Below are 26,489 nucleotides of genomic sequence, written 5' to 3'. Positions count from 1 at the left end.
GCGCCCCCCCAAAGCCAGCGGGCACTTACTTGGTTCGCAGCGAAGCAATATCTAGGTCGCGCCTCAGCAGACCCGCCACATTACCGGCAACACCTTAAGACACGAATTTCATCGTGAAACGGAAGCCTCCGAGTACAAAACGGCGCATCAGAAAATACGACATCAATCCACGCCGTTACACAAACGTCACGCTCCACTTGATCGGTGGTGAATATCCGCCATAATTACTCGACCGTAAAAGCGGTTTCTTATTGGGTGAGAAGTTCCGGCAGAATAAGTAGAAAAATTTCACCTGTCAGTGAGACATCGATAATGCTCAAGCACAGACTCGCATGCCTGCCGTTGGCCGCGCTTCTCTCCTCGTGCGGCGGGGGGGACTCCAATCAACCGATTTCCTCCACAGCCCCCCCCGCAATCAGCCCGGTCTCCACCGCGAGTGTCGCGTGGCGCGGAGATGGTCGACCGTGCTTTGATTCCGCTCCAGCCGCAAACCCATGGTGCCAAGTCAGCCCACCGCCTGCGCCATGGCAATTCCGGATGAATACCAACCTGATCGGCTGGGGCATTAGTCCAGAAGGGGTCGTTCGCACGACTGATGGCGGCGCCACGTGGAAACTTGTCGGCGGCTACACACTGACGGCACTGGCAACACCCAATGCAAACACCTTCTGGGGCGTTGGTGCAAATGGGCTCATCGTCAAAACAATTGATGCTGGTCAGACTTGGACCTCGATTAATTTCAATGGCAATCCCGCGCTCAATGACATCGTTGCCCGTGATGCACAGACGGCACTGGCCACCGGCAACAATGGCCTGTTGATTGCAACGACCGATGGCGCAACTTGGAGCGCCCGAACCACCGGCACATCGTTACCACTGGTTTCAATCTCCACCTCCGATTTCAAAACCATTCTCGCCCTTGGCTCCGCTCACGGGACACCACAGAACTTCTCCGTGCTTACGTCAACGGACAGTGGCCTAACTTGGAGCACTCGTACAAAAGCGCAATTTAGTCCCGCGCTTGATGGCGAATTCGGCGCATACCGATTGGCCAGCTATGCGCCGTCCAGCGCCTGGCTTTTAGGGTCGTGGGCTGTTCTGCGAACCAACAACGGCTTCCAATCATACGCATCCAGCGGCATTGCGAATGCCACGAACGGCAATGGCGGCCCGTTCGATTCAGCCGATGCCTCGAGGGCTTGGGTCGCATCAGGTTCGTTCATCCAGTCCACTTCAAACGGGGGGGGCACATGGCAACAGCGCAGCGGTCCCGCAAACCTGAATCCCGCCGCGACCCCGGCTTGGATCAACGCACTCCCGTCAGGCCAACTTTTTGTGTCAGCTTGGTCAGGCGCCGCACCGGGAGCCGAAGCACCGGATATCTGGCTCTCGTCGCAAAATGACGGACAGTCATGGAATACGCTCGCCAAACTGGTCAACGGCAATTATTCCGGCGTTTCCACTGGAACGGGCGACTCAGTGCTTCTCTGCTGCAGTGTTGGCAGTGACAGTGCATCCGTATCCGGCGTTGTTTCATCGACGGACTCAGGGCGAACCTGGCAACAACGACCGGCCCAGTTCTGGGTGGGTACTGCAACCTTCCAGGGGGCATCAATCTGGGCCGGCGATCTGACAGGTGCAATCTACAAACTCAACAGCACCTCAAACGCCTGGGAGCAGCGCAAAGGCGCAATCAACATCCCGCTTAGTACGAGCGCCAATGCCAGCCAACACTTATGGTTTGCCGGAACACAGGGAACCGTCATTCACAGCCCGAACGCTGGTGCGTCATGGGAGCAGCAAAGCACCGGTAGCTCGCTGGATATCGTAGGCATTTACGCAGCCGATGCGTCCCACGTATGGGCATACTCCAGCAGTTATGCAGTTGGCGGCAATGTCTTCTATTCGGCGGATTCTGGACGCACTTGGACGACCTCCAATATCTCGGCTGCCTCCGGGCAAATCACATCTCTGGTCACCCTGGGGCCGACATCGGCTCTGGTGTCCGGTATACAACTGCAGGGACCAAATCAGGTTGAGGGGCTGTTCCTAACGAACGACGGCGGCAGGACTTGGACGTTCCGATCGGCCGCGTCGCTTTTGAACGTGCCCCCCCTGACGGTCCGCGACGTCATCGTTCTCCAGGGCCCGCGCGGAACATTGCTGCTTCGCACCACCGTAGTAGGCGGAGTGGCGCAAGGCCCACAAACGTTTACCTCGAACGATCAGGGGCAGACTTGGAACCTGGCAAGCTCGGTACCCCAAGACCTGCGGCGGGCCACGTTGTCTGCTGACGGCAATGTACTCTGGACTATTGGCGATAGGGGTCGTTCCTACCGCGTCGCGCCGTAAAGAAAAAAAGGCCAAGCAAGATTGCTTAGCCTTTTTTCTTTCTACTTACCGACAGCGATCACGCCGCCGGAATGCGCAGCTTCTGCCCCGGATAAATCTTGTCCGGATTCGACAGCATCGGCTTGTTGGCTTCGAAGATGGCCGGATACTTGTTGGCATCGCCGTAGAACTTCTTGGCGATGGCCGAGAGCGTATCGCCGCGCTCCACGGTGTGCCATTGGGATTCTTCCGACTCGGTGTTGACCGACATCTGGTCATCCACCGACTTGATTCCCTCGACGTTGCCGCAGCACAGGATGATCTTCTCGCGCGTGGCTTGGTCGGGTGCCACGCCAAACACCTTGGCAGCATCGCCTTCCACCTGCACTGACAGCGCCGTGGCACTCAGGCCCTGCTGCGCGATGTAGTCCTGGATCGCCTGGCCCTTGGCATCGTCGGCTGCCTTGGCGGCATCGGCATCTGCGGATGCATCGGCCGGTGCGGCTGCAGCGCTACCGTGAAACAGCTTCTCGCCAGCTTCTTTGATGAAGTCAAAAAAACCCATAACGACCTCCATAAGTACACAACGGGGAACGGGAAAGCAGAAAGGCGCGCCCGCGCCGGGCTCGCCCCGTCGCGGCAGTGTAGCCGCTCACCAACGCTGTCTCCATGACAGTCGCGCCCAAATGCAAACTTTGCGCCCCGCGTAGGCGCCCATGAGGCGTTTCACCCACTTTCAATGCTGCGCTGCAACAAAATCACTGGCACACTGTCTCACCAACATCTAAACCACTTGCGACCCCTCGGAAAGCGCGGGCACCATCGTCCTCATCCGAGTTCCCCCTTGCCGCCGCCATGCACCGCTCTTGGATGAAATCCATCACCCGGCTGGTTGATGCCCTGACCACGCCAGGCTTCAGCCGCCAGTCATGGCCGCCCAAACCGCCTAAACCGGTCAAGCCGCTTACGCCAAGCGCACGCCGCGACACCCCTCGCCGCATGCGCCCGACGCCCACCCAGGGCACCTTCGTCCGCGAACAATTCATCTACGAACCCGAGTCGCCCGCCGTGGTGGCACGCCGGCCGGAATACTGGCTCTACACACCGCCCCCACGCGGCAGCAAGCCTCCCGCATTGATGGTGATGCTGCATGGCTGCAAGCAATCGGCAGAAGTGCTGGCGCATGGCACGCGCATGAACGCACTGGCAGACCGCGAGGGCTTTATCGTGCTGTACCCGGAGCAGCCGCGCCGCGCACATCCCCAATGCTGCTGGCATTGGTATGACCCGGAGCACGTCGGCGCGCGCGAGGCCGACGGCATTGCGCAACTGATCGAACAAACCGTGGCACAAACGGGCGCAGACCCTTCGCGCGTGTATCTGGCAGGATTGTCAGCCGGCGCCGGATTGGCCGGCCTGATGGCATTGCGTCATCCGAATCTGTTCGCCGCGTTGGCGCTGCATTCGGGCCCGGCCTTAGGCGTGGCACGCTCGCCGGCGTCGGCATTGAACCTGATGCGCCGCGGGGCACGCGTCGACGCCGTCGATGCGCTTTCAAGCGTGGTGAACGTGGCCACCTACCCCGGCATGCCGACGATGCTTCTGCACGGCCTGCGCGACGAGGCCGTCAACCCGGCCAACCAGGCACAGTTGGCCGCGCAGTTCCGCGCGCTGAATCATCTGGGCGATGGGGGCAACGTCTCGCGCGAAACCGCGCGCGGCGAGGGCTATGTGCTGCGCAACGACATGCGCGACGGCGAATGCATCGTCAGCCTGTGCCAGCTCACCACCACGGGCCACGCCTGGAGCGGCGGCGACCCGCGCTACGCCTTCCACGCGCCGGGCCCCGATTCAACCTGGCTGTGGTGGCAATTCGCACGCCGGCACATTCGCGACACAGCGCTGGCGGCTTAAGCGCGCGTCAGAGATCGATCGACTGCTGGACGGGGTTGCGCCCGAGCAATTCATCGATCAAGCCATAGCCGCGCGTGAGCCCGGCCTCTTCGGCAGTTTCACGCGTGGGCAGCGGGCGGTCGTCATGCGAATGGGCAACGAGCGTTTCGACGGCCGTCGGGTCCGCACCGGACTCGCAGATGCGCACGACAAAATCCCACTGCGTGGGTCCCTGCCCGCTCTTGCCCGATTTGCGCTCCGCGCGGGGAATGGCCAGTACATAGACGTCAAAGTCTTTGTACAGCTCGGTGCGCCAATTCGATTCCATTGTCATGCTGCCTCCCGGAAGGCGCCCCAGCCTCTCACTCAGCGGTTGCGGCGTCGACAGACTTGCCCGCAAAAAACAGGCCGGTACGTGACCGGCCTGTGATTACAGCATCAGCATTCGCCCTTCTTGGCGTGACCCGGAGGGCAGTGATAGCGGCCGCGATCTCCATCGCGATCATGATCGTGCCAGCGACGATCATCACCGCGATCCCAACCGCCCTCGCGCATCTGCCAGCCACGCGGACCTTGCTCCCAGCGCGGCTCGCGCCAGTGGTAGCCCTCGCGCCCACGCTCACGGTAGCCTCGGCGCCAGACGTAGCGCCCATCACGCCATTGCCAGTAACCCGGCACCCATACGTAGCCCGGCTGCAAGACCGGCACGGGCTCATACTGGGGCGGCGGCGGCGCATAGGCCGGGCCGATCTGCACACCGATCGACACCTGTGCCTGCGCAGGCAAAGCGATCGAACCCGCCACACCGGCAGTAGCCAGGCATGCAGCGAGAATCCATGCGTTCTTCTTCATCTGAGGACCTCCTTTCAAAGCAATCGAGCTTGAGTGCATCGTAGCATCGGGTTTCGCCCCCGCCTCTAGGGTGTTACGCGGCGTTACCCTCGTTACCGGAGGTCCGAAATGTGTTCACGTTTGCGTGACGTTGCGGTCGACCCTCCCCCAGCCATGCGCAAAACGCCTGCACGACTTCGTCGCCCAGATTGCGCGCAGGGCTGTACCAGTAGTAGCTGCGCGCGACCAGCGCCAAATCCGGAAACGGCGCCACAAGACGCCCCTCCTCCAGATCATCCGTGATGAGCGCCGAGGGTCCCATCGCCACACCCAGCCCATCGATGGCGGCTTGAATCGACAGATAGAAATGCTCGAACGTGAGCGCATGCGCGGGCCGCAGGTTCGGCACGCCTGCCAGCACCAGCCAGCTTGGCCACACCGAGGGCAGCGTGTCTGAATGCAGCAGCGTGTGATGCCGCAACTCGGACGGCGTCGATAGCGGCAAGCGCTCGAGCAACGCTGGGCTGCACACCGGAAAGCGGCTCTCGTCCAGAAAGCGCCCCGACTGAAATCCCGCATGAATCTCCGGCCCGCCACGGATGATCACGTCGAAATGATCGGGCAGGTCCGCGATCTCTTCGATGGACGTGGTCAGCCTCACCTCCACGCGCGGATGGCGCATCTGAAACGTGGAGAGCCGCGGAATCAGCCAGCGCATCGTGAACGTCGGGATGCTGTTCACTCGGAGGATGCGCACCGCGTCGCGGTCCCGCAGCGCCTGGCTGGCCGTGCTGATGCGGTCAAGCGCTACGCCAATCTCCGACAGGTAGCGCTGGCCCGCATCGGTCAGTTCCACACGCCGGTTCAATCGGCGAAACAGCGATACACCCAGCCACGCCTCCAGCGCTTGAATCTGCCGGCTGATGGCGCCGTGCGTGACGTTCAGCTCTTCGCCCGCGCGCGTAAAACTCAGATGGCGCGCCGCCGATTCAAAGGCGCGCACGGCATTCAGAGGGGGCAGCTTGCGCATATCGCGTGAGTTTTTTGCACATATCGGGTCAGTATATATCGATTGTTGATCCCAATTTACGCCGCTACGCTATCGTCTTCTTGCTCCCGCTGACGCCGCATCGAGTGAGAAAAATCGACCCGATTCTCACTTTCTCACTTCGCGCACATCGTCATCGTGACTCCCGCCGTCATCGCCCTGGTGCTCTGCGCTGCCCTGCTCCACGCCACATGGAATGCGTTGCTGAAAAGCGGCTCCGACCGCTTGCGCGCCATCACGCTGATGACGCTGGCCTCCGGCGTGGCAGCAATGCCGATGGCGATTGCATTGCCATTGCCCGCGCCGGCCGCGTGGCCGTATGTGGCGCTGTCCGCCGTGCTGCACGTCGGCTACAACGTGTTCCTCGCACGGGCGTATCGGTTCGGTGAATTCGGCCAGGTGTATCCGATTGCGCGCGGCTCATCGCCGCTGCTGGTAACGATGGGCGCCGCGCTGTTCGCCGGCGAGATGCCAGGCGTGATTGCACTCGCGGGCGTGGTGCTGGTGAGCGGCGGCATTCTCAGTTTGGCGCGGGGCCGCAAGGCCGACCTTGGGTCAACGCTGGCGGCGCTCACCACGGGCGTATTCATCGCGTGCTACACGGTGTGCGACGGCATCGGCGCGCGAGCGGCGGGCAATGCAAACGCGTACTCGGCATGGCTGTTCATGCTCGACGGCCTGCCGATGGTGCTGCTCTATCGTGTGTGGAAAGGTCCGTTGAACATCGACCTGCGCAATGCCAATACGCTCAAGACGTTCGGCGGGGGCGTGGTCTCGCTCATCGCATACGGCATCGTCATCTGGGCCGTGACGCTCGCGCCGATGGGGCCGGTGTCGGCCCTGCGCGAAACGTCGGTGGTGTTTGCCGCGCTGCTCGGCCGACTGTTCCTGAAGGAGTCGCTCACAGCGCGGCGCCTGTCGGCCTGCTCGGTGATCGCCTTCGGCGCTTACTGCCTGGGGCACCCGGCGTGAGTGCGACACTCAAGCCGCGCGCGGCGGATATTTGACTTCGAGGATGTCGATCTGTTCGACGCCCGTTGGCGTGCGCAGCGGGACCGTATCGCCCTCGCGTGCCTTGATCAGCGCGCGCGCAATCGGCGAGATCCAGCTCACGTGCCCGATGTCCAGATCGACCTCGTCCATGCCGACAATGGTGACGGTGGTCTCGTCACCACTCTGGTTGGCGTAGGTGACCGTCGCACCAAAGAAGATCTGATCGTTGTCGCCCTGCAAGCTGGCGTCGACCACTTCGGCCTTCTCGATGCGGCGCGTAAGAAAGCGGATGCGACGATCGATCTCGCGCAGGCGCTTCTTGCCGTAAAGGTAGTCGCCGTTTTCTGAGCGATCACCATTGGATGCCGCCCACGACACGATGCCAACCACTTCAGGCCGCTCGGTGTCGATCAGGTGCATCAGCTCGGAGCGCAAGCGCTCATAGCCCGCCGGCGTGATGTAGTTCTTGGAACCTGGCGGCAAGGGCGCAGCGCCCTCGGGCAGATCGTCTTCGTCATCGCCGGAATCTTCCCGGACGAAAGCCTTGTTCATGATGGAAGCCACGGTGGATCAAGGCTCCATTATAGAAAGTTGGCCCGTCTCGAAGAAAAAGTGAAGAAGGGGGTTCACAAGACCGAAAATCTCTGTATAATCTCATTTCTCGGTTGCGGCTGTAGCTCAGTTGGATAGAGTACTTGGCTACGAACCAAGGGGTCGTGGGTTCGAATCCTGCCAGCCGCGCCAACCTAATATGAGAAGGGCTTCCAGAAATGGAAGCCCTTTTCTTTTGCCCCCATCGATTCCGCATGCGACGCAGTGTCAAAGCGCTCTTGTGCTGCGGGCGGGACACAAACAAAAAAGGCGAAGCCGTGGGGGCCTCGCCTTTTTGTTTTTCGCGTGGAGCATCAATCTCCGCCGCGATCTCGCGCAATGCGAATCACATCCGGGTTGCGGCGCAGCGCGCGCATCACATCGGCCAAGTGCACGCGGTCATGCACCTGGATCAGGAACGTCATATACGTCGCTTCCTGATTGCCCTCCTGCTCCATCGATACGTGTGCCACGTTGGCATCGGCCGAAGTCAAATCCGCCGCTACGCGCGCGAGAATGCCCTTCGTATTGCGCACCAGCACCTTGATCGACACGTCGAACGCGCGCGTCGTGTGTTCGGCCCACATGACGTCAATCCAGTGCTCCGGATCCTTACCATGCAGACGCTTGGCCACGCGGCATTCCTGCACGTGGATCTGCAAGCCTTCACCCTTGCCGATATAGCCGACGATCGGGTCGCCAGGAATCGGGCGGCAGCACGACGAGAACACCATCGCCATGCCTTCGTCGCCACTGACGGTGACGGCAGGGGCCTCTTCGCCAGCGAAGGTGTGCACGGCCGCCATCAACGCCTCATCGCCGTCGTGACCACCTTCTTGCAAAAGGATTTCGAGGCGGCGCGCAACCACGGCGGCCACCCGGCGACCGAGCGCGAGATCCGCAAAGACGTCTTCACGCGCCTTGTTGCCCGTCCATTGCACGACGCGCTCCCACACCTGGGCGGACACGGCCTTCATGTCGATGCCGAGCTGACGCAGCGCTTGTTCGAGCAAACGCTCGCCAAGTTGAATCGCCTCATCCAGCTTGGCCGTCTTAAGGAAATGCCGGATCGCTGCGCGCGCCTTGCCCGTGCGTACGAACGTAAGCCACGCCGGGTTCGGTTTCGAGTACGGCGCCGTCACCACCTCGACGATGTCGCCGTTCTTCAACTCCGTGCGCAGCGGCAGCAGCTCGTTGTTGATCTTGACCGCCACACACTGGTTGCCCAGGTCACTGTGCACCGCGTAGGCGAAGTCCAGCGCCGTGGCGCCGCGTGGCAGCGCGCGAATCTCGCCCTTGGGCGTAAACACGTAAACGGCATCCGGGAACAGGTCGATCTTGACGTGCTCCAGAAACTCCTGCGAATCCCCCGTCTGGCTTTGGATGTCGAGCAGCGACTGCAGCCACTGGTGCGCTTGTTGCTGCGCGCGATCGGGCTCGTCGTGGTGCTGCTTGTACATCCAGTGCGCGGCCACGCCGGCTTCCGCAATCTGGTTCATCTCGCGCGTGCGGATCTGGAACTCGACCGGCGTGCCGAACGGGCCCACCAGCGTCGTGTGCAGCGACTGGTAGCCGTTGATCTTGGGGATGGCGATATAGTCCTTGAACTTGCCGGGCATCGGCTTGTACAGGCTGTGCAGCGCACCCATCGTCATGTAGCACTGCATCTGCGTGTCGACCACCACACGGAAGCCATACACATCCAGCACCTGCGAGAACGACAACTGCTTGTCGTGCATCTTGCGGTAGATGCTGTACAGCGTTTTTTCGCGGCCGGTCATTTCGGCCGAGATGCCCGCGTCGGTCAGCGCACGCTGCGCCGTTTCAAGAATGCGGCTCACGACCTCGCGTCGATTGCCGCGCGCAGCCTTCACGGCCTTCTCGAGCGTGGCATACCGGAACGGCGAGCCGATGCGGAAGCTCAGCTCCTGCAGCTCGCGATATGTCGTGTTGAGGCCCAGACGGTGCGCGATCGGCGCGTAAATCTCCATCGTCTCGCCCGCAATGCGGCGGCGCTTCTCCGGCGGCACATGGTCAAGCGTGCGCATGTTGTGCGTACGGTCGGCGAGCTTGACGAGAATCACGCGCACATCGCGCGCCATCGCGAGCAGCATCTTGCGGAAGCTCTCCGCTTGCGCCTGCTCGCGGCTCTGGAATTCGAGCTTGTCCAACTTGGTCAGGCCGTCGACCAGTTCCGCGACTTTGGGGCCGAACTTTTCGGCCAGCTCGCTCTTGGTCACGCCCTGGTCTTCGATCACGTCGTGCAGCAGCGCTGCCATGATCGATTGCACATCCAGCTTCCAGCCCGCGCAGATCTCTGCCACGGCCACGGGATGCGTGATGTACGGCTCGCCGCTCTGGCGGTACTGCCCGAGGTGCGCCTCGTCAGAAAAGTGGAACGCTTCCTTCACCAACTTGAGGTCAGCCGGCTTCAGGTACGACAGCTTTTCGGTCAGCCCCGAAATGGAGACGACCTGTTGGCGCGGCGGTGCAGCCGGCTGCGAGGTCGGGCCAAACAGATGCCGATAGGTCTGCTCCAGCACCGCATCGATGAAGAGCGTATCGGCGCCCTCGGGCTTGGCTGCCGGCTCAGGGGCGTCGGTGCTTGCGCTTTTGGGCGATTTTGGCGGCAGGGCTGCCCGCTCCCCTACCAGGTCGGCACCACGCGGATCAGGCAAGTTCGGCGCGCCCGTACGAGGCGACGCAGGGCCGGAGCCGGAAGCGGAGGACGGCATGGAAACGATGGAAGCAGTGGAAGACCCGGGGGGGACCGTGGAGACGTCCGGCGCAAAACCGGACGACCTCGCGGACGATTCCACCGACGGCACGGTGTGTTCGTGCGTGGCGGAATGTTGGGTCCTGGGCGAAGAAGCGGGCGAGGTAGGCATGCCGGGGTCCAGTGCGTTCGCGGCTTTCACATCCATGAAAGATCGCAAGAACGATCAGTGACCAAGGCAGCGTACCACGCCGGGTAATGCCAAGTAATGCGCGTCAGCTCAGGACGGGACCTTCTTGAGCATCTCGATGCCAATTTGGCCGGATGCGATTTCGCGCAATGCGGTCACGGTCGGCTTGTCCTTGGCATCGACCTTGGGCGTGTGGCCCTGCACCAACTGTCGGGCGCGGTACGTTGCGGCCAATGCCAGTTCGAAGCGATTCGGAATCTGTTTCAAGCAATCTTCGACGGTAATACGCGCCATGAAAACTCCACCTGGTGGCAAATCTTGTTGATCTCGATATTTTAGCAGCAGCGCAGCACTCTCTTCGGACAGCCCTTGTGCGCTGGCGCTACCACACTTTCGCAATCGCGCAGAAAAACGCGATTGCACTGCTTGCTCAGTGAATGCCCAGCTCGACGAACAGCTCGCCGTGGCGCGCCTTCTGGGCACCGAAACGCAGGCGCGTAGCCTGCACCACCGTGCGCAGTTCGGCCAACGCGGTGTCGAACACTTCGTTGATGATCACGTAGTCGGCTTCGGGGGCGTGCGCCATCTCGGAGCCTGCCGCCAGCAGGCGACGCACGATTACGTTGGGCTCGTCCTGACCGCGCTTCTTCAGACGATCCTCCAGCGCCGTGAGCGATGGCGGCAGGATGAAGATCTCGACAGCATTGGAGAACCGGTGGTGCACCTGCTGTGCGCCCTGCCAGTCGATTTCGAGCAGCACGTCGGTGCCGGCGCGCATCTGCTCTTCGATCCACACCCGCGAGGTGGCGTAGTAATTGCCGTGCACCTCAGCCCATTCGAGAAACTCGCCGCGATCACGGCAGGCCTTGAACTCCTCGACGGTCATGAAATTGTATTCGCGGCCGTGCTGCTCGCCCGGACGCGGCTTGCGCGTGGTGGCCGAAACCGACAGGCGGATCGACGCGTCCTGCGCCAGCAGCGCATTCACCAACGTCGACTTACCGGCGCCGGACGGCGCCACGACCATGAACAGGCTGCCTGGAAAATGATTCTCGATGGGCGTATCGACGGCGGAGTGCGCTTGAGAGGATGGCATGTTCTAGTTCTATCGTTTCGAGTTATTCGAGGTTCTGGACCTGCTCGCGCATCTGCTCGATGAGCAGCTTGAGTTCCATCGATGCGTCGGCCAGCTCCTTGGCGGCGGCCTTCGAGCCGAGCGTGTTCGCCTCCCGGTTCAGCTCCTGCATCATGAAGTCCAGGCGCTTGCCGATCTGGCCGCCCTTCTCCAGGATGTGGCGCGTCTCGCGCAGGTGCGCCTGGAGGCGCGAGAGTTCTTCGGCGATGTCGATACGGATGCCATACACGGTGGCTTCCTGGCGGATGCGCTCGGACAGCTCGTCGCGCGTCAGTGCCGGTGTGCCGTCGGGCGCAGCCAGGCCAAACGCCTCGCGCAGGCGTTCGGTGAGCTTGTCCTGATGCTGCTGGATCAGGACAGGCACCATCGGCGTGAGTTTGTCGACGATGGCGAGCATCGCGTCAGCACGGTCGAGCAGCACGGCTTTGAGCGCATCGCCCTCACGACGGCGCGATTCCAGAAGTTGCTTGAGCGCCTCTTTGGCAGCCTCGATCACGGCGTCGCGCAGCGCGTCTTGTGTCAGTTGAGGTTCGGCCAGCACGCCGGGCCAGCGCAGGATTTCGCCCATGCGCAGCGAACCCGATGCCGGCAGGTGGCGCGTGACCGCCTGCTCCAGCTTGGCCAGTTGTTGCAGCAGGTCCACATTAAGCGCTGCGATATCGCTGGCAGCTTCCTGGCGCTGCAGGTTGATCCGGCACTCCAGCTTGCCGCGCGACAGTGCGCTCATCAGCATTTCGCGCAGGGCAGGCTCGAAGGCGCGGCACTCTTCCGGGGCGCGGAACAGCAAATCAAGGAAGCGCGAGTTGACGGTGCGGAACTCGACCGAAACGGTGGCAACGCTCCCGCTGGGCGCGCCATGGGTATCGGTAAAGGCTGCTTGGCGTGTGGCCACGCCGTAGCCGGTCATGCTGTGGATCATGGAATCGTGGTGTGTTGTTCTTGGTCGAATCAGAAAATCCGGCAGCGATATTTAACGCCCGGAATTGGCGGGGAATCCCCCACCTTTTGTCGCTTTACAACGTGTGGACTGGTCAGGGAGAATCCGACAGCCATTTCGCCACACAAACCCATGACAGAGTCAAAAGGCTCAGGACAGCCGCGCAGTGCCCCGTTGCCGGTCGGCACCTTGCTGTCCAATTATCGTATTGTAAAGAAGTTGGCCAGCGGGGGGTTCAGCTTCGTCTATCTTGCTACCGACGAACATGGGACGCCGGTGGCCGTGAAGGAATATCTGCCGTCTTCGCTGGCCCGTCGTGCGCCGGGCGAATTGATTCCTGTCGTGCCCGAAGAAAGCGGGAGTGCATTCCGCCTCGGGCTCAAATACTTCTTTGAAGAAGGCCGGTCGCTGGCCAAGATTTCCCACCCTGCCATCGTGCGCGTGCTCAATTTCTTCCGGGAAAACGGCACCGTCTACATGGTGATGACGTATGAGCAGGGTAAGACGTTGCAGGAGCACATCCTCACCGCGCGTCAGCAAGGCAAGCTGAAGATGCTGCGCGAGCGCTTCATCCGCCAGGTCTTCCATGACCTGATGAGCGGGTTGCGCGAAGTCCACATCCACAAGCTGCTGCACCTGGACATCAAGCCGGGCAACATCTACCTGCGCGAAGACTATTCGCCGATCCTGCTCGACTTTGGCGCTGCGCGGCAGACGTTGACCGCTGAGGCCTCGCGCTTCCAGCCGATGTACACGCCGGGCTTCGCCGCGCCGGAGCTGTACCGCAAGCACAACGAGCTGGGCCCGTGGACGGACATCTACAGCATCGGCGCCACCATCTATGCCTGCATGGCCGGCACGCCGCCGCAGGAAGCCACGCAGCGCGAGAAAGACGACAAGCTGGAAGAAGGCCTGGAGCGCCTGCGCAAGGTCTATACAGCCAGCCTGATCGATCTGGTTGGCTGGTGCCTGAAGATGAAGCCGGAAGAGCGCCCGCAGAGCGTATTCCGCCTGCAAAAGGTGCTGCGTGAAGAAAGCAACGCGCTGACCGAGTTGCAAGCGCTGACCGCCGTCACCCAGGGTGGCCCGGTGCCAGAAGAAAAAGAGGCGTTGACGACGCGTTTCATGAGCCGCCTGTTGCGCCGCCGGGACAGTTGACAGCCAGGTTGCCGCTGATAGGCGGAGTATGATTCCAAAACGGTGCAACACTAGGCAGGACTTGCCGCTGCACCGCATCCCCTCACCGAATACTCATCTAGCCGCAATGCGATTCTCGGTTTATCAAGAAAGCAAAAAAGGCGCTCGACGCGTCAACCAGGACCGCATGGGCTACTGCTTCACGCGCGACGCCATGCTGATGGTGCTGTGCGACGGCCTGGGCGGTCATTCCCTGGGCGAAGTTGCAGCCCAGCAGGCGCTGCAAACCATGGCGCGCCAGTTCCAGCGCCACGCGCGTCCGTCGATCCGCAATCCGCGTGATTTCCTGCACGAGAGCATCATGCTCGCGCACCGCGACATCCACCGCTATGCCGAGACGAACGGGCTGCCGGATGCGCCGCGCACCACCATCGTCTGCGCGCTGGCCCAGCGTGGCTCGCTGCACTGGGCGCACGCCGGCGATTCGCGCATGTATCTCATGCGCAAGGGCGAACTGGTGACGCGCACGCGCGATCACTCCAAGATCGAGAACCTGCTGCAACAAGACCGCGTGCTGCCGATGCAGGTGGCGCACCACCCCGAGCGCAACAAGATCTACAACTGCCTGGGCTCGCCCAATCTGCCGCTGATCGATATCGGCGGGCCAGTCAACCTGGAGCCGGGCGATGTCGCCATGCTGTGCTCCGACGGCCTGTGGGGCAGCGTGCAGGAAGACGAACTGATCGACACCTGCACAAGCTTCTCGGTCACGCAGGCGATTCCTGAACTGATTGCCCGCGCGCTGCGCAATGCCGGCGACACCGCCGACAACACCACCGCCATCTCCATGATGTGGGAGCTGGACGCCGTGACCACCACGCAGGACTCGGTGCAGACCGACACCCTACCGCTGAACGCCTTCACCACGTCTATCCTGGACGCGCCGCAGAGCGAATCGGGGCTGATGTCGGAAGAGGAAATCGAGCGTTCCATCGCTGAAATCCGCGCCGCCATTGACAAGACCAGCAATCTGACGCGCTAAGCACCGTCGCGCAGTCCTCCTCCGGCCCGCCCTGCCGAGCGCAGCGCGGGCCGGTATCATGTCGGGCTATCCGTTTTCTTCAGCGAGACCCCACATGCGACCCAGCGGCCGCCAGCCCGACCAACTCCGCCCTGTCACCCTCACCCGCAACTTCACGCGCCACGCCGAAGGCTCGGTGCTGGTGTGCTTCGGCGACACGCAAGTGCTCTGCACGGCCAGCGTGCTACCCAAGGTGCCGCCGCACAAGAAAGGCAGCGGCGAGGGCTGGGTGACGGCCGAATACGGCATGCTGCCGCGCTCGACGCACACGCGATCCGACCGCGAGGCCGCGCGCGGCAAGCAGACCGGCCGCACGCAGGAAATCCAGCGGCTGATCGGCCGTGCGATGCGCTCGGTGTTCGATCTGCGCGCGCTGGGCGAGCACACGCTGCATCTCGACTGCGACGTGCTGCAAGCCGACGGCGGCACGCGCACGGCCAGCATTACCGGCGCGTTCGTCGCAGCATATGACGCTGTCTCCAGCATGCGTGAAAAGGGCCAGTTGGTCGGCAACCCGATCCGCGATTTCGTGGCCGCCGTATCGGTAGGCGTGGTCGACGGCGTACCGGTGCTCGATCTGGACTACCCCGAAGACTCCGCCTGCGACACCGACATGAACGTCGTCATGACCGGCAGCGGCGGCTTCGTGGAAGTGCAAGGCACGGCGGAAGGCACACCGTTCTCGCGCGCTGAAATGGATGCGCTGCTTGGCTTGGCCGACCAGGGCATCCGCACGCTGATCGGCCTGCAAAAGCAGGCGCTGGGCCTGTGATCGACACGGCCATGCGCAAGATCGTTCTCGCATCAAACAACGCCGGCAAGCTGGCCGAGTTCAACGCGCTGCTGGGCACCCTGGGGTTCGACGTGACGCCGCAAGGCGCGCTCGGCATTCCCGAGGCGGAAGAGCCCTATGCGACGTTCGTTGAAAACGCGCTCACCAAGGCGCGCCACGCGAGCCGTGCGTCCGGCCTGCCTGCGCTGGCAGACGACTCCGGTATCTGCGTACATGCGTTGGGCGGCGCGCCCGGCGTGTATTCCGCGCGCTATGCGCAACTAGTGGGTGAGCCGAAATCGGACGCCGCCAACAACGCCCGCCTCGTCCGCGAACTGGCGGGCAAGGCCGATCGCGGCGCACACTATGTTTGCGTGCTCGTCTACGTGCGCCATACGGACGATCCGCAGCCGATCATTGCCGAAGGCAACTGGTTTGGCGAGGTGATCGACACTCCGCGCGGCGATGGCGGCTTCGGCTACGACCCGCACTTCCTGCTGCCCGCCCTCGGCAAGACCGCCGCCGAGCTGACCAAGGCCGAGAAGAACAGCGTGAGCCATCGTGCACAAGCCCTCGCGCAGCTCGTCGAACGGCTGCGCACCTTTGAAAACGCCTGAAGTTCCGATGATCCCGATTCACCTCGCCGGCGCAGCCAAGGCGCCTTCCGCGACCGCCGCTGAGACGGGTGACAAAGTCACCTCCGTTTTCCTGCAGCCGGGCAAGATCAGCCTGCCGGCTTCGCCGCCGCTGTCCTTGTACGTGCACGTGCCGTGGTGCGTACGCAAGTGTCCGTACTGCGATTTCAACTCGCATGCGGAGCCGGAACAGGGCATCCCGGAAGAGCGTTTTCTCGCTGCCGTGCGGCAAGACCTGGAAGCCGCGCTGCCGATGGTGTGGGGCCGGCATGTGCACACGATCTTCATCGGTGGCGGCACGCCCAGCCTGTTGTCGGCGCAAGGGCTGGACCGGTTGCTGTCGGACATCCGTATGCTGTTGCCGGTCGACGCCGATGCCGAGATCACCATGGAAGCCAACCCGGGCACCTTCGAGGCCGAACGCTTCCGCAGCTACCGCGCCAGCGGCGTGAACCGCCTGTCGATCGGCATCCAGAGCTTCAACGACGCGCATCTGCAGGCGCTGGGCCGCATCCACAGCGCCGCTGAAGCACGCGCCGCCATCGACATCGCCCGCGCGCATTTCGACAACATCAACCTGGACCTGATGTTCGCGCTGCCCGGCCAGACGCTCGCCGAGTGCGAGGCCGACGTGGAAGCGGCACTGTCGTTCGATACGAACCACGTCTCGCTGTACCACCTGACGCTGGAACCGAACACGTACTTCGCCAAGTACCCCCCCGCGCTGCCGGATGACGACGCGGCGTTTGCGATGCAGGACTGGATTCACGCGCGGCTTGCGGCGGCGGGCTACGAGCACTACGAGGTGTCGGCCTACGCCAAGGCGGGCAAGCGCTGCAAGCACAACCTGAACTACTGGCAATTCGGCGATTACCTCGGCATCGGCCCGGGCGCGCACGGCAAGCTGAGCTTTCCGCACCGGGTCATCCGCGAGATGCGGCACAAGCATCCGGACACGTATCTGCGCCATGCCGAGACAGCCGGCGGTGCGGCGGTCATGCAGGAGCAGCGCGAAGTCGACGCCGCCGACCTGCCGTTCGAGTTCATGCTCAATGCGCTGCGCCTGACCGAGGGTTTTCCGGTCACGCTGTTCCAGGAACGCACGGGGCTGCCGCTGCGTTCGATCGAGCGCGAACTCGACGCCGCCGAGCAGCGCGGCTTGCTGACGCGCGACCATGTCGCCATCCGCCCGACCGAGCTGGGCCAGCGATTCCTTAACGATTTGCAGGAATTGTTCTTGGCGGACAACGAAAACTGACGGTACCCGGTGCCAAGTTGCGCCAGGTACCGTTACAATGGCGCCCTTGCTCGCAACGAGCAGCGCAGCAGCGCAGCAGCACAAAGGAAGCGTGGCCGAGTGGTTTAAGGCAGCAGTCTTGAAAACTGCCGATGGGGTGACCCATCCGTGAGTTCGAATCTCACCGCTTCCGCCAGCCCTTGTTCCAAGGCGTTCCAGATTTTTCCAGCACTCCCCCGCAGCGTCGAATAACAACGCCGCTCTCTGGGTATTTCCCTTTTTGCCGGTTCCGGCTCTTCAACAACGCATTCTTTGCTAGTGACGCGCCATTGGCCAAAGCGCATCGGGATCTTCTTCGAGGGCCTTGGCAATGGCCAGACGAACACGCCTCGCTCCGGCGCCCGCGATGGAAGAAGACAGCAATTGCGGGGTGACGCCCTCCAAGCCCAGCTTGTCTGAGAGTTCGCGCAAGGTGGCTTTGCCGAAACGCTCGTTAAGAAGGCGTTTTACGAGAGGTATGGCGCGGGGAAATTCACGAGGATTGGGCGTGTGCCCTCCTACGGGACTTCTTCTCTTGCGCTCTTTCGGCTCTATCGAGAACTCAACTGTTTGAGGCTGAGAACCCTCAGCCAATGACCGTCCTAAATTTGCCAGAGCTTCAGCTGCGTTTCGCCCTGTGCTGGAGCACATCGTGTCCGGCGCGACCAACACCGCAAAATAACGTCCGCGATCCTGGTACAGCCTTACCTTGCCAATCAAATCCATAATATTTGGGCGCTAAATCAAAACCGGCTTATTGATTATTCTTTTCTCGAATGGAATAACCTGACCGCCTCTGCTGCGCGTCGCTACCAAAGCCAAGGACGCAAGCGCTGCCCCAAGCCCCCCCGGGCTTGGGGTCGGTCGAGCGCATGAAGACACTCCCCGTTCTTCAAAAAAAAGTGCGGCTCGTTCTTATGTTGTTCCCTCACCAAGGATCTTATTGGTGAGTGCTTGCGCATCAACGCCGAAGCAATGTCGCCGGAACGCCGACTCGAAAAGACTGGGGGAGAATCCGCTCACCCCCGTGTCAACGCGTCGGGTTTGGCCTACGACGGCCGGACGACTTGCTGTTTTCCCCGTTGCCCGCCCTGCATCGATCCCTTGGGACCATGCGGGCGCTGAACATTCTTATTAGGCATGATGCCGACGCACCATATTGTCGGGAACGATAGCAGACGCTATTCTGGCTGGCACCCTGCTAATTAGAGGGTATGAACCTTCCAGCAGACGCCGTTCATGCCGGCTGCTTTTTGGTGCAGCGGGCTCGGATCAACAATTCCTCGGGCGCGGCGAGTGCTGGCAGCGTTGTCAAGATCACAGCCGTGTGCAACCGTTTGTCGCGGTCTGGGATTGCGACCCAGCTCGGTAATGCACATCAGCGCCTTGCCATCGGTTCTTTTGTATTGCAACCAAACGCGGCAGACCATGGAAGTCCTCAATGATGTGAGCGCGATCGCTTTGGCCAATAGTCTTCCGGATGGTGTCTTTCTGGTCGACGAGCGTGGGCGGATCCGTCACGCCAATGCAGCGTGGGAAGACATCCTTGGTTATCGGCCACTCGAACTGGTCGGCCAATGCATGCTTGAACTCGTAGCGCCGGACGACCGCGACAGAACGCAACGGGAAGCGGGTCGCGTTCAGGCAGGTGCAAAGCGCACGGGATTCGAGAACCGCTATCGGCACCAACTTGGCACTGATGTCCATCTGTCATGGTCGGCACAGTGGAACGTAGAGCATCGACTGCGCATTGGCGTGGCGCGTAACGTCACTGCAGCGAGGACGCTGGCAGAGCGCAGCCCCTTGGCGCAACTGCAAGCGCGTCTGGCGCCTCACGAATCCAGGGTATTGCAACTGTTGTTGACTGAGGCCGCAGAAAAGCAGATTGCGGAACAGCTTGGCCTTGCTATTTCAACCACGCACTCCTACATCACGAACGTCTATCGCAAGTTCGGTGTGCGTGGCCGCGCTGGCCTGATGAGCCTGTGGCTCAAAGAGATGCAGAATCGCTGACACCCGCCCTGTCCATCGACGTGCCTTGTTGAGAGAGCGCTGACGCGCCATCCGATCGGTATCACGGCATCTCAGCTTCACGACCAGGCACAAATAGCACGCGACCCCTGCGCTACACTCCCGCCCGTCACGCACACAACGTGACTCGGATTGGCGTCCGAGAATGTTGTAGGCGGGCAACCGCCGGCTGGCGGTTTTTTTTGCGCCCGTACATCAAGTGCCTCCCATGGTCGGGCCTTGGTGGTGGAGCGCTCGCGCTCGCCGGTTGCCTACGACGCCGGTACGCCAACTCTACCTTGTGCCCGGCCACCCCGATTGGCGTCGGGGAGCGGGTATATCAGCCCGTCGTAGGAGGCATCGACATGCGTCATGGCCTCGCTCGTCCCGAGCAATCACAATCCCCCTCCCCAGAAACCAGTTGCCGGCTCCCGCACGGGATTGAATCGCTTCGGCAGCAACGCGCCCATCTTCTACGAGCGCTGGCAGCGGCCGAAGCATCAGTAAGAACACTCCCTGCCGGTTCGCTGCAACAGGCCAAGGCGCGGGCACGGGTTACGCGCCTGCAGAACGAATTGAGACGCTTGAAAGCTGCGCTAGGCATGGCAAAGCCGCGTCAGAACCTGGGCGACTTCCTGATCGAGATGTTCCGCGAACGCGTCTCGCACAACGAGTGGCAATGCATCGTCACCGAGGCGCGACGCCACCACGATTTAAAAGCGGCGGAACGTCAAATCGGACCGCTTGGCGCGGGGCCTGGAGCACAAAGCTGATATAGTCGCGTCGGCTCCGATTTCTGAACTTTGCGATGTCTCTCGTACTCCGCCGAACCGTCCTCACGTTCGCTGCTGCAGCCTCGGTTGCAGGCGCCGGCCTCGTCCACGCGCAACCCAGCGCGCCACAAGCGCCGACGGTGTCCACGGCTGCATCGGGCGGCACCGTCGCTGAACTGCAGCAGTTGCTCGCGCAGAAGCGCCTGGCTGAACTGCGCACCACCTACAACGGCGATTACGGCACCAGCCTGCTGCTGGTCAACGAAGACACCACCGCCTACGTCGCCCTGTCGTATCGCAAAGAACTGTGGCGTGTGTACAAGTTTGCGTCGGTCGCTCCGGCCGAAGGCGCATACGAAACGCTGGCCAGCCAGACCCGTACGTGGGCCGAAGATGACCTGCGCCGCGCCGTCACGGCCGGCCAGAAGGCGCAACTGGAACGCGAAGCCCAGGCGGCCGAGCAGCGCGCCGCATCGCTCAGTCAGGAAGTGCGCATCATGCAGGCGCAGCGCCAGAAGATGCTGACCGAGCAGCAGACCATGCGCCAGGAAACGAAGGCGCTGGACATCGAGCGCCGCGCGTATCAGACCCAGGTCGAATCGCTGCAGCAGCAGATCCGTCTGCTGGAGAAACAGCTCAACGATCCGCACTGGTCGCCGGCACCGTAAAGTTCTTCGACAGTCACCTTCCTGGCCTGGCGCAGAAGCGGCGGGCCAGCGACCGCTTGGCTTTCGATGCTGCCTGCATCGACTTAAGAGCAATCTGATCGACCACCGTCCATCTACTGCTTAGCATGGTGCCTGCTTGCGCAGCCGGCTAGGACATCCGCTGCGGCCAACAGCGGAGACGGACGTGGAATCCCCTAACTTCATCATCGACGGACACCTGAGCCTACCGGGTCTGGTGCGTATGCCGCCGCCCTACGGGCCACCGGACGACGGTGCACAGCGAAGCACCGCCGCACAGGCCAGCGCGTCCGCCGATCCTGCCGCCAAAACATGCGGTGAGGCCGGTACCGCGCCCCGAGGGCAATGGCGCCACCCCGTGACCGCGCTGTCGATAGGCACGGCCTGCACATTGGCCGCCGCGCTGCTTGGCTGGCAGACTGGGCAGCATCGGCAGCCGGCCGTAGAGTTTGATCAGCCCCCTGTGGCCGTCATCGCCCAGCCGACCGCCCTACCCGTTCCACGCGATGACGTTCCGGCCGCGCCAGCCGCGTCAGTGGAAACCCACGAAGCCGCAGAATCCGCAGAATCCGCAAAATCCGCAGCCATGACCGCAGCCGCAACGGCGGTTGCGCGGGCGCCCGACATGGCGTTTGACGAAACGGAAGTGCCGGCGCCGGTCATCGCTGCTGCATCGCCGGCTATGACGCGATTGCCGGTGAAACCGATGCGGCCGCGAGCGCTTGTCCGGGCCGTCGAGCCCGCGCGGACGCCTCCCGAGTTGGAACGCGCGCCCACACTGCACGACGATGCATCTGCGGACATCGAAACCAAACTCGCAACGGCCTACATCGCGCCGATCGCCTCAGACTATGCAGCACCGGGCACGCCGGTACGCATCGAACTGCAACGGCATGCGCGCCTGACGGATTGACCAGCGCGCACGGTGCCCGCCGCGCTGGCTCAGTGCAACTGCCCGCCCGTTTCGCGCACGTCATGCAGGGTGCGCAGCGTAGTTTCGATGGCGATGCGCAGGCCGGTGACGATGGTGTCGAGCGCCATGCTCGGTTGCCCCGGGTGTTTAGCTGCCTGCGACGGCAGATACGGGATGTGGATGAAGCCGCCGCGCGTGGGCAGCTTGTGGCGGGCGATGGCATGCATCAGCCCATAGAAGACGTGGTTGCAGACGAAGGTGCCTGCCGTCTGCGAGACCGCCGCAGGAATGCCGCCCGCACGCAGTTCGCGCACGATGGCCTTGATCGGCAACGTTGAAAAGTACGCGGCCGGCCCGTCACTCGCGATGGCGATATCGATGGGCTGCTTACCGGCGTTGTCAGCAATGCGCGCGTCATCGATATTGATGGCGATGCGCTCAATGGCCATCTCGGCGCGGCCCCCAGCCTGCCCCACGGCGATCACCACGTCCGGCTGCAGCGTCTGCAGCAACTTGCCGAGCACTTTGTTGGATTCGCCGAAGATGGTCGGCAACTGGCGCGCGACGATCTCGGCACCGGCGATTCCCTGGCCATCGAGGGTGCGCACGGCTTCCCACGACGGATTGAGGGGTTCGTTCTCGAACCGATCGAAACCGGTGACGAGGATGGTAGGCATGATGTTCTCCTGCTTGCTGCGTCAGACTAAAACGATGATAAACGTCCGTCGAACATCATGCCCAAGCGCATTGCGGCGTCAATTTGCCTTGCTGCGCTTGTTCTCAAAGTTCAACAGGATGTCGACTTCTTCCGTGCCAGCAGTGTGCAGCCATTCGCGCGTCAGACGTTCGCCCAGGCGGCGCATGTCGCCCTGCAGGGTCACGTCGGGGTTGAGCACGCGCACGCCGGTCTTAGCGAGTTCGGCCTCATCGCGCTCATAGGTCTGGCGGCTCGAGTCCCAACCGCGCGTCTCGTAATCCTTGGCGAGCTTGAGCACGGTCTGCTGCATCGCGGGCGGGAGCTTGGCAAAGCGCGCCTCGTTGATGAACACGGCGTTCTTCGGGATCCACGCGTTGACTTTGTAGTAGTAGGTCATGCGCTGGCCAGCCTTCGTCTCCAGACCGGTGGACGGCGAGGTGACCATGGTGTCGATACGTCCGCCGGCAATCGCGGCGGTCAGGTCAGCGGCTTCCACCTGTACGGCCTGCGCACCGTACAGCTCCGCAATGCGCTTTTGCGCCGCGTTATAGGTGCGCAAACGATGGCCTTTCAGGTCGGACAAACGGGCGATCGGTGTTTCGGAATACAGGTTCTGCGGCGGCCAGGGCACGGCGTACAGCAGGCGCAATCCGTTGGCCTTCATCAGCGCTTCGATGTGGCTGCGGGAGGCATCCCAAAGCAGGCGCGCATCGCTGTAGCCCGACACCACGAAGGGAATCGAATCCACGCCGAAGAGCGGATCGCGCTGGGCCAGCGTCGAGAGCATCACTTCGCCCGCTTCGGCCTTGCCGTCCTTGACGCCGTCAAAGATGGCGACCGGCTTGAGCAGCGTGCCGTTCGGATAGACATCAAGCTTGAGCCCGCCGTTGGTGGCGCTGCTGACGGCGCTGGCGAAGGCCTGCAGGTTTTGCGTATGGAAATTGAGGGCCGGGTACGGCGTGGCCACTCGGAGCGTTTCCGCGCTGGCTTGCGCGGCGGAAATCAGCGACAGCGCACTGGCTGCGAGAACACAAAAAAAGCGGCGCCCCGACATGGAACGGCCGCTCGTCATCTGGCTGCTCATGAATCCCCCCGGAGAAGAGCACGATGCGAGGTCTACGACCGCGTGCCCTTGTCTCCCGGGCAGCGATCGCGCTGGGTGGCGTCCGCCGGCTAAGAACCGCCCGCGTGACGCGCACCGCACGCGACGCATTAAACACGATTAATGCAGCATCAGGAAGTACAGGAGCACGATATTGGTTGCAAGCAACAGTAGCGCGGTGGGGACTTGCGCTTTGATCACAGCGTTCTTATCGGAAAGCTCCAGAAGCGCCGCCGGCACGATATTGAAGTTCGCCGCCATCGGGGTCATCAGCGTGCCGCAGTAGCCCGAGAACATGCCGATGGCCGCCATCACCGCAGGGTTGGCATGGAACACGCCCACCAGGATCGGCACCCCCACCCCGCCCGTCATGACCGGGAAGGCCGCAAAGCCGTTGCCCATGATGACGGTGAACAGCGCCATGCCCACGCAGTAGACGACGACCGCGACGAGGCGATAGTCCATGTTGATGTAGGCGGTGGTCAGGTGCGCCACAGCCTTGCCCACACCGGCATCGGCGAAGACGAGACCGAGCATGGCCAGCATCTGCGGCAGCACCAGCGCCCAGCCGAGCGACTCCGTCAGCCGACGCGATTCACGCATGGCTTGCACCGGCGTGTCGCGCGTCAACCAGCACGCCAGCGCGAGCGAGATGATGCAGCCCAGGCCCAGCGAGACGAAGGTCTGGTTCTTCGGGTCCAGCAGCAGGTCGCCGCCGATCCTGATGTCCTTCAGGAACACGCTGCCGATGACGGTGACCAGCGGAATGGTCAGCGCCGGAATAAACAGGCGGTTGCCCAGGCGCTTGGCGGATGCGCGGCGCTCTTCTGCCGGCAGTTCGCCGTGCTTGCCCAGCGTCACGCCGCCCGTGCCGGCCAGCAGTGCCATCACCACGGCGCCCACCCCCACCACAATCGGCGGGATCTTGTCGCCAACGAGGAAGATGACAGCGAAGATCGCCCAGAACAGGCCCGTGGTCCAGCGACGCGGGTGGTCCTTGTCGGCAAAGGTCATCAGCGCGGTGATCGTCAGGATGATCCCGGCCAGCCAGTACAGATAATTGATCGACAGAATCATGGCTTACCCCTGCTTGGCTGCTGCCGCGTTGGTGTTACCGGCGGCACCCATCTCACGGGCAAGCCAGCCGTCCAGGCGCTTGAGGCGCACCGAGTGGATCAGGAACGCGCAAACCGCAGTCGGGATGCCCCACACAGCGATGTGCAGCGGTTCCACGTCGATGCCCGAGCCGAGCAGGAACGTGTGCATCAGCGCGATGGCGCCGAAGGCCACGAAGATGTCTTCGCCGAAGAACAGGCCGACGTTGTCTGTCGCGGCGCAGAACGCCAGCAGGCGTTCACGCACCGGAGCAGGCAGCTTGCCGAAACGATTCTCAGCAGCGCCTTCGGCCATCGGAGCCAGCAGCGGACGCACCATCTGCGGATGGCCGCCCAGGCTCGTCAGGCCCGCCGCCGCCGTCAGCTCGCGCACGGCGAGGTAGACGATCAGCAGGCGGCCGACCGTGGCCGATTGAATGCGCGAAATCCAGTTCTGCGCGTGTTCACGCAGGCCGTGGCGCTCAAGCAAGCCCACCACCGCGAGCGGCAACAGGATGATCAGCGGCAACGTCCGCGTCTTGATGATGCCCGTCCCGATCGCCGTCAGGATTTGGTCGATGGACATCGATGCCGCAAAGCCGGTGGCGATGGCGGCCACAGCCACCACCAGCATCGGATTGAATCGCAGGATGAACCCCGCGATGATGACGACCACCCCGATCAGCGGCCATAGATTCACTGCCGTACCCATGTGGTGCTTCCCCCCCAAGTGACGAACCCGCGCATGCCCCCGCTGCCCGGTCCAAGCTTGGCCTTGCGATGCTCGCCGTACCCGTGTACGGCTGCGCCTCTCTGGCCAACCTCGGACCGCTCGCTACGGAGCCTGAACAGGTTCAAAAAAGGCCCCGTTGGAAGGACGGGGCCATCGTGGCTCAGGCGCCGGCGCGAACAGCGATCCCTTCGCTGCCAAGCCGTTCCCGAATGCGTCGCGCGAACGCCAGCGCATGCGCGCCATCGCCGTGCAGACAAACCGTTTCCGCGCGGATCGGAACCCACGTGCCGTCGATGGCCTTCACGCGCTGTTCGCGCACCATCGTCAGCGTCTGGTCCAGCGCGGCATCTTCGCTGTCGATCAGGGCACCCGGCGTGCCGCGTTTGACGAGCGAGCCGTCGGCGTTATATCCGCGATCGGCAAACACCTCTTCCTTGGCCTGCAGCCCAAGCTCGCGCGCGGCCTTGACCAGCTCGCCACCGGCGAGGCCAAACACCACGAGCGACGGATCGAAATCGCGGATGGCACGCACGATGGCCACGGCCAGCGGCCGGTCACGCGAGGCCTGGTTGTACAGCGCGCCGTGCGCCTTCACGTGGGCCAGCTTGCCGCCCTGCGCACGCACGATGGCGGACAGCCCGCCGATCTGGAACAACACGCCCGAGTAGATTTCTTCCGGCGGCAAGTGCATTTCAGTGCGGCCGAAGTTTTCGCGATCGGGAAAGCTCGGATGCGCGCCGATCGACACGCCCTGGCGCAGCGCCCACGCGGTGGTCTGGCGCATCGTGTTGACGTCGCCCGCATGCCATCCGCAGGCGATGTTGGCGGAACTCACTAGCGCAAGGAGCGCCTCGTCGGTATCGCAGCCTTCGCCGAGGTCGGCGTTCAGATCAATTGCAGTCATGGTGTTGTCTT

28 protein-coding genes and 2 tRNA genes are annotated in these 26,489 nt (G+C 62.8%); 15 read left to right on the top strand and 15 right to left on the bottom strand.

The window, feature by feature from the left end; genetic code table 11:
* Positions 1–537: 537 nt before the first annotated feature.
* Positions 538–2,352 carry a WD40/YVTN/BNR-like repeat-containing protein gene (locus R2N16_RS15765; protein ID WP_316666678.1) on the top strand — a complete coding sequence of 605 codons (1,815 nt, stop codon included), beginning with the start codon at positions 538–540 and terminating at the stop codon, positions 2,350–2,352.
* Positions 2,353–2,410: 58 nt separating this feature from the next.
* On the opposite strand, the gene lysM is transcribed toward R2N16_RS15765, so the two are convergent.
* Positions 2,411–2,896: a peptidoglycan-binding protein LysM gene (gene lysM / locus R2N16_RS15760; RefSeq protein ID WP_009241111.1), complete on the bottom strand. Its 486-nt coding sequence runs from the start codon at positions 2,894–2,896 to the stop codon at positions 2,411–2,413.
* A gap of 305 nt (positions 2,897–3,201) precedes the next feature.
* Here lysM and R2N16_RS15755 point away from each other — a divergent pair, with 305 nt between their 5' ends.
* On the top strand, positions 3,202–4,245 hold the full coding sequence (locus R2N16_RS15755) for an extracellular catalytic domain type 1 short-chain-length polyhydroxyalkanoate depolymerase (RefSeq protein ID WP_316666677.1): 1,044 nt from the start codon (positions 3,202–3,204) through the stop codon (positions 4,243–4,245).
* Between the two features lie 7 nt (positions 4,246–4,252).
* Here R2N16_RS15755 and R2N16_RS15750 read toward each other — a convergent pair whose 3' ends face one another.
* The 3 genes from R2N16_RS15750 to R2N16_RS15740 all read right to left on the bottom strand — a co-directional run bounded on the left by R2N16_RS15750 (position 4,253) and on the right by R2N16_RS15740 (position 6,085).
* Positions 4,253–4,558: a hypothetical protein gene (locus tag R2N16_RS15750; RefSeq protein WP_316666676.1), complete on the bottom strand. Its 306-nt coding sequence runs from the start codon at positions 4,556–4,558 to the stop codon at positions 4,253–4,255.
* Positions 4,559–4,662: 104 nt separating this feature from the next.
* Complete coding sequence (locus tag R2N16_RS15745; RefSeq protein ID WP_316666675.1) at positions 4,663–5,076, bottom strand: hypothetical protein; 414 nt, start codon at positions 5,074–5,076, stop codon at positions 4,663–4,665.
* A gap of 73 nt (positions 5,077–5,149) precedes the next feature.
* Positions 5,150–6,085, bottom strand: a complete 936-nt coding sequence (locus tag R2N16_RS15740) for a transcriptional regulator GcvA (RefSeq protein WP_316666674.1) — start codon at positions 6,083–6,085, stop codon at positions 5,150–5,152.
* Positions 6,086–6,241: 156 nt separating this feature from the next.
* On the opposite strand from R2N16_RS15740, the gene R2N16_RS15735 reads away from it, so the two are divergent.
* Positions 6,242–7,075 (top strand): EamA family transporter, encoded by an 834-nt coding sequence (locus R2N16_RS15735; RefSeq protein ID WP_316666673.1) that lies wholly within the window; start codon positions 6,242–6,244, stop codon positions 7,073–7,075.
* Positions 7,076–7,084: 9 nt separating this feature from the next.
* On the opposite strand, the gene greB is transcribed toward R2N16_RS15735, so the two are convergent.
* The gene (greB, locus tag R2N16_RS15730) at positions 7,085–7,648 is read right to left on the bottom strand and encodes a transcription elongation factor GreB (protein ID WP_316666672.1); all 564 of its coding nucleotides are present in this window, start codon (positions 7,646–7,648) and stop codon (positions 7,085–7,087) included.
* Positions 7,649–7,763: 115 nt separating this feature from the next.
* Between greB and R2N16_RS15725 the strand changes: the two genes are divergently transcribed.
* Positions 7,764–7,840: transfer RNA gene (locus tag R2N16_RS15725), tRNA-Arg, on the top strand.
* A 161-nt stretch (positions 7,841–8,001) separates the two neighbouring features.
* Here R2N16_RS15725 and R2N16_RS15720 read toward each other — a convergent pair.
* Positions 8,002–10,422, bottom strand: coding sequence for a RelA/SpoT family protein (locus R2N16_RS15720; RefSeq protein ID WP_316666671.1), 2,421 nt, complete (start codon positions 10,420–10,422; stop codon positions 8,002–8,004).
* Between R2N16_RS15720 and R2N16_RS15715 the strand changes: the two genes are divergently transcribed.
* A complete protein-coding gene (locus tag R2N16_RS15715) occupies positions 10,421–10,636 on the top strand; it encodes a hypothetical protein (RefSeq protein WP_316666670.1) in 216 nt (71 codons plus the stop codon). The two genes, R2N16_RS15720 and R2N16_RS15715, sit on opposite strands and share 2 nt — an antisense overlap.
* A gap of 47 nt (positions 10,637–10,683) precedes the next feature.
* Here the strand turns inward: R2N16_RS15715 and rpoZ are convergent, their stop codons facing one another.
* The 3 genes from rpoZ to R2N16_RS15700 form a co-directional block, all read right to left on the bottom strand.
* Positions 10,684–10,887 (bottom strand): DNA-directed RNA polymerase subunit omega, encoded by a 204-nt coding sequence (gene rpoZ, locus R2N16_RS15710; RefSeq protein ID WP_316666669.1) that lies wholly within the window; start codon positions 10,885–10,887, stop codon positions 10,684–10,686.
* Between the two features lie 136 nt (positions 10,888–11,023).
* Positions 11,024–11,689 (bottom strand): guanylate kinase, encoded by a 666-nt coding sequence (gmk, locus tag R2N16_RS15705; protein WP_316666668.1) that lies wholly within the window; start codon positions 11,687–11,689, stop codon positions 11,024–11,026.
* A 22-nt stretch (positions 11,690–11,711) separates the two neighbouring features.
* The gene (locus R2N16_RS15700) at positions 11,712–12,647 is read right to left on the bottom strand and encodes a YicC/YloC family endoribonuclease (RefSeq protein ID WP_316666667.1); all 936 of its coding nucleotides are present in this window, start codon (positions 12,645–12,647) and stop codon (positions 11,712–11,714) included.
* Positions 12,648–12,797: 150 nt separating this feature from the next.
* Here R2N16_RS15700 and R2N16_RS15695 point away from each other — a divergent pair, with 150 nt between their 5' ends.
* From R2N16_RS15695 to R2N16_RS15670, 6 genes are all read left to right on the top strand, one after another.
* Positions 12,798–13,823 carry a serine/threonine protein kinase gene (locus R2N16_RS15695; RefSeq protein ID WP_316666666.1) on the top strand — a complete coding sequence of 342 codons (1,026 nt, stop codon included), beginning with the start codon at positions 12,798–12,800 and terminating at the stop codon, positions 13,821–13,823.
* A gap of 106 nt (positions 13,824–13,929) precedes the next feature.
* On the top strand, positions 13,930–14,844 hold the full coding sequence (locus R2N16_RS15690) for a PP2C family protein-serine/threonine phosphatase (protein ID WP_027680973.1): 915 nt from the start codon (positions 13,930–13,932) through the stop codon (positions 14,842–14,844).
* Between the two features lie 94 nt (positions 14,845–14,938).
* Complete coding sequence (rph, locus tag R2N16_RS15685) at positions 14,939–15,655, top strand: ribonuclease PH (RefSeq protein ID WP_316666665.1); 717 nt, start codon at positions 14,939–14,941, stop codon at positions 15,653–15,655.
* An 11-nt stretch (positions 15,656–15,666) separates the two neighbouring features.
* A complete protein-coding gene (gene rdgB / locus R2N16_RS15680; RefSeq protein WP_316666664.1) occupies positions 15,667–16,272 on the top strand; it encodes an RdgB/HAM1 family non-canonical purine NTP pyrophosphatase in 606 nt (201 codons plus the stop codon).
* Positions 16,273–16,279: 7 nt separating this feature from the next.
* Entirely contained in the window at positions 16,280–17,548 is a 1,269-nt protein-coding gene (gene hemW / locus R2N16_RS15675; RefSeq protein WP_316666663.1) for a radical SAM family heme chaperone HemW, read from the top strand.
* A gap of 85 nt (positions 17,549–17,633) precedes the next feature.
* Positions 17,634–17,723 (top strand) — tRNA-Ser (locus tag R2N16_RS15670).
* A 119-nt stretch (positions 17,724–17,842) separates the two neighbouring features.
* On the opposite strand, the gene R2N16_RS15665 is transcribed toward R2N16_RS15670, so the two are convergent.
* Complete coding sequence (locus R2N16_RS15665; protein ID WP_316666662.1) at positions 17,843–18,292, bottom strand: hypothetical protein; 450 nt, start codon at positions 18,290–18,292, stop codon at positions 17,843–17,845.
* 702 nt (positions 18,293–18,994) lie between these two features.
* On the opposite strand from R2N16_RS15665, the gene R2N16_RS15660 reads away from it, so the two are divergent.
* The 4 genes from R2N16_RS15660 to R2N16_RS15645 all read left to right on the top strand — a co-directional run bounded on the left by R2N16_RS15660 (position 18,995) and on the right by R2N16_RS15645 (position 21,948).
* Complete coding sequence (locus tag R2N16_RS15660; RefSeq protein ID WP_316666661.1) at positions 18,995–19,579, top strand: PAS domain S-box protein; 585 nt, start codon at positions 18,995–18,997, stop codon at positions 19,577–19,579.
* 362 nt (positions 19,580–19,941) lie between these two features.
* Positions 19,942–20,349, top strand: coding sequence for a hypothetical protein (locus tag R2N16_RS15655; protein WP_316666660.1), 408 nt, complete (start codon positions 19,942–19,944; stop codon positions 20,347–20,349).
* A gap of 35 nt (positions 20,350–20,384) precedes the next feature.
* On the top strand, positions 20,385–21,017 hold the full coding sequence (locus R2N16_RS15650; protein ID WP_316666659.1) for a DUF2968 domain-containing protein: 633 nt from the start codon (positions 20,385–20,387) through the stop codon (positions 21,015–21,017).
* 184 nt (positions 21,018–21,201) lie between these two features.
* A complete protein-coding gene (locus R2N16_RS15645; protein ID WP_316666658.1) occupies positions 21,202–21,948 on the top strand; it encodes a ribonuclease E in 747 nt (248 codons plus the stop codon).
* Between the two features lie 29 nt (positions 21,949–21,977).
* Here the strand turns inward: R2N16_RS15645 and pcp are convergent, their stop codons facing one another.
* From pcp to pxpA, 5 genes are all read right to left on the bottom strand, one after another.
* Entirely contained in the window at positions 21,978–22,625 is a 648-nt protein-coding gene (pcp, locus tag R2N16_RS15640) for a pyroglutamyl-peptidase I (protein WP_316666657.1), read from the bottom strand.
* A 78-nt stretch (positions 22,626–22,703) separates the two neighbouring features.
* Positions 22,704–23,729, bottom strand: a complete 1,026-nt coding sequence (locus R2N16_RS15635) for a TRAP transporter substrate-binding protein (protein WP_316666656.1) — start codon at positions 23,727–23,729, stop codon at positions 22,704–22,706.
* Positions 23,730–23,867: 138 nt separating this feature from the next.
* Entirely contained in the window at positions 23,868–24,824 is a 957-nt protein-coding gene (locus R2N16_RS15630; RefSeq protein WP_316666655.1) for a DUF979 domain-containing protein, read from the bottom strand.
* A gap of 3 nt (positions 24,825–24,827) precedes the next feature.
* Complete coding sequence (locus R2N16_RS15625; RefSeq protein ID WP_260771741.1) at positions 24,828–25,553, bottom strand: DUF969 domain-containing protein; 726 nt, start codon at positions 25,551–25,553, stop codon at positions 24,828–24,830.
* A 181-nt stretch (positions 25,554–25,734) separates the two neighbouring features.
* Positions 25,735–26,478 (bottom strand): 5-oxoprolinase subunit PxpA, encoded by a 744-nt coding sequence (pxpA, locus tag R2N16_RS15620; protein ID WP_316666654.1) that lies wholly within the window; start codon positions 26,476–26,478, stop codon positions 25,735–25,737.
* Positions 26,479–26,489 lie beyond the last annotated feature (11 nt).

This window comes from Ralstonia psammae (assembly GCF_958405935.1).
GTDB lineage: Bacteria > Pseudomonadota > Gammaproteobacteria > Burkholderiales > Burkholderiaceae > Ralstonia > Ralstonia psammae.
This window is presented reverse-complemented; position numbering and strand designations above follow the sequence as displayed.

Excerpts from the sequence above, each read along its gene's own strand:
- R2N16_RS15765 (WP_316666678.1), top strand. The coding sequence starts at position 538 with ATGAATACCAACCTGATCGGCTGGGGCATTAGTCCAGAAGGGGTCGTT.
- lysM (WP_009241111.1), bottom strand. The coding sequence starts at position 2,896 with ATGGGTTTTTTTGACTTCATCAAAGAAGCTGGCGAGAAGCTGTTTCAC.
- R2N16_RS15755 (WP_316666677.1), top strand. The coding sequence starts at position 3,202 with ATGAAATCCATCACCCGGCTGGTTGATGCCCTGACCACGCCAGGCTTC.
- R2N16_RS15750 (WP_316666676.1), bottom strand. The coding sequence starts at position 4,558 with ATGACAATGGAATCGAATTGGCGCACCGAGCTGTACAAAGACTTTGAC.
- R2N16_RS15745 (WP_316666675.1), bottom strand. The coding sequence starts at position 5,076 with ATGAAGAAGAACGCATGGATTCTCGCTGCATGCCTGGCTACTGCCGGT.
- R2N16_RS15740 (WP_316666674.1), bottom strand. The coding sequence starts at position 6,085 with ATGCGCAAGCTGCCCCCTCTGAATGCCGTGCGCGCCTTTGAATCGGCG.
- greB (WP_316666672.1), bottom strand. The coding sequence starts at position 7,648 with ATGAACAAGGCTTTCGTCCGGGAAGATTCCGGCGATGACGAAGACGAT.
- R2N16_RS15715 (WP_316666670.1), top strand. The coding sequence starts at position 10,421 with ATGGAAACGATGGAAGCAGTGGAAGACCCGGGGGGGACCGTGGAGACG.
- R2N16_RS15720 (WP_316666671.1), bottom strand. The coding sequence starts at position 10,422 with ATGCCGTCCTCCGCTTCCGGCTCCGGCCCTGCGTCGCCTCGTACGGGC.
- rpoZ (WP_316666669.1), bottom strand. The coding sequence starts at position 10,887 with ATGGCGCGTATTACCGTCGAAGATTGCTTGAAACAGATTCCGAATCGC.
- gmk (WP_316666668.1), bottom strand. The coding sequence starts at position 11,689 with ATGCCATCCTCTCAAGCGCACTCCGCCGTCGATACGCCCATCGAGAAT.
- R2N16_RS15700 (WP_316666667.1), bottom strand. The coding sequence starts at position 12,647 with ATGATCCACAGCATGACCGGCTACGGCGTGGCCACACGCCAAGCAGCC.
- R2N16_RS15695 (WP_316666666.1), top strand. The coding sequence starts at position 12,798 with ATGACAGAGTCAAAAGGCTCAGGACAGCCGCGCAGTGCCCCGTTGCCG.
- R2N16_RS15690 (WP_027680973.1), top strand. The coding sequence starts at position 13,930 with ATGCGATTCTCGGTTTATCAAGAAAGCAAAAAAGGCGCTCGACGCGTC.
- rph (WP_316666665.1), top strand. The coding sequence starts at position 14,939 with ATGCGACCCAGCGGCCGCCAGCCCGACCAACTCCGCCCTGTCACCCTC.
- rdgB (WP_316666664.1), top strand. The coding sequence starts at position 15,667 with ATGCGCAAGATCGTTCTCGCATCAAACAACGCCGGCAAGCTGGCCGAG.
- hemW (WP_316666663.1), top strand. The coding sequence starts at position 16,280 with ATGATCCCGATTCACCTCGCCGGCGCAGCCAAGGCGCCTTCCGCGACC.
- R2N16_RS15665 (WP_316666662.1), bottom strand. The coding sequence starts at position 18,292 with ATGGATTTGATTGGCAAGGTAAGGCTGTACCAGGATCGCGGACGTTAT.
- R2N16_RS15660 (WP_316666661.1), top strand. The coding sequence starts at position 18,995 with ATGGAAGTCCTCAATGATGTGAGCGCGATCGCTTTGGCCAATAGTCTT.
- R2N16_RS15655 (WP_316666660.1), top strand. The coding sequence starts at position 19,942 with ATGCGTCATGGCCTCGCTCGTCCCGAGCAATCACAATCCCCCTCCCCA.
- R2N16_RS15650 (WP_316666659.1), top strand. The coding sequence starts at position 20,385 with ATGTCTCTCGTACTCCGCCGAACCGTCCTCACGTTCGCTGCTGCAGCC.
- pcp (WP_316666657.1), bottom strand. The coding sequence starts at position 22,625 with ATGCCTACCATCCTCGTCACCGGTTTCGATCGGTTCGAGAACGAACCC.
- R2N16_RS15635 (WP_316666656.1), bottom strand. The coding sequence starts at position 23,729 with ATGAGCAGCCAGATGACGAGCGGCCGTTCCATGTCGGGGCGCCGCTTT.
- R2N16_RS15630 (WP_316666655.1), bottom strand. The coding sequence starts at position 24,824 with ATGATTCTGTCGATCAATTATCTGTACTGGCTGGCCGGGATCATCCTG.
- R2N16_RS15625 (WP_260771741.1), bottom strand. The coding sequence starts at position 25,553 with ATGGGTACGGCAGTGAATCTATGGCCGCTGATCGGGGTGGTCGTCATC.
- pxpA (WP_316666654.1), bottom strand. The coding sequence starts at position 26,478 with ATGACTGCAATTGATCTGAACGCCGACCTCGGCGAAGGCTGCGATACC.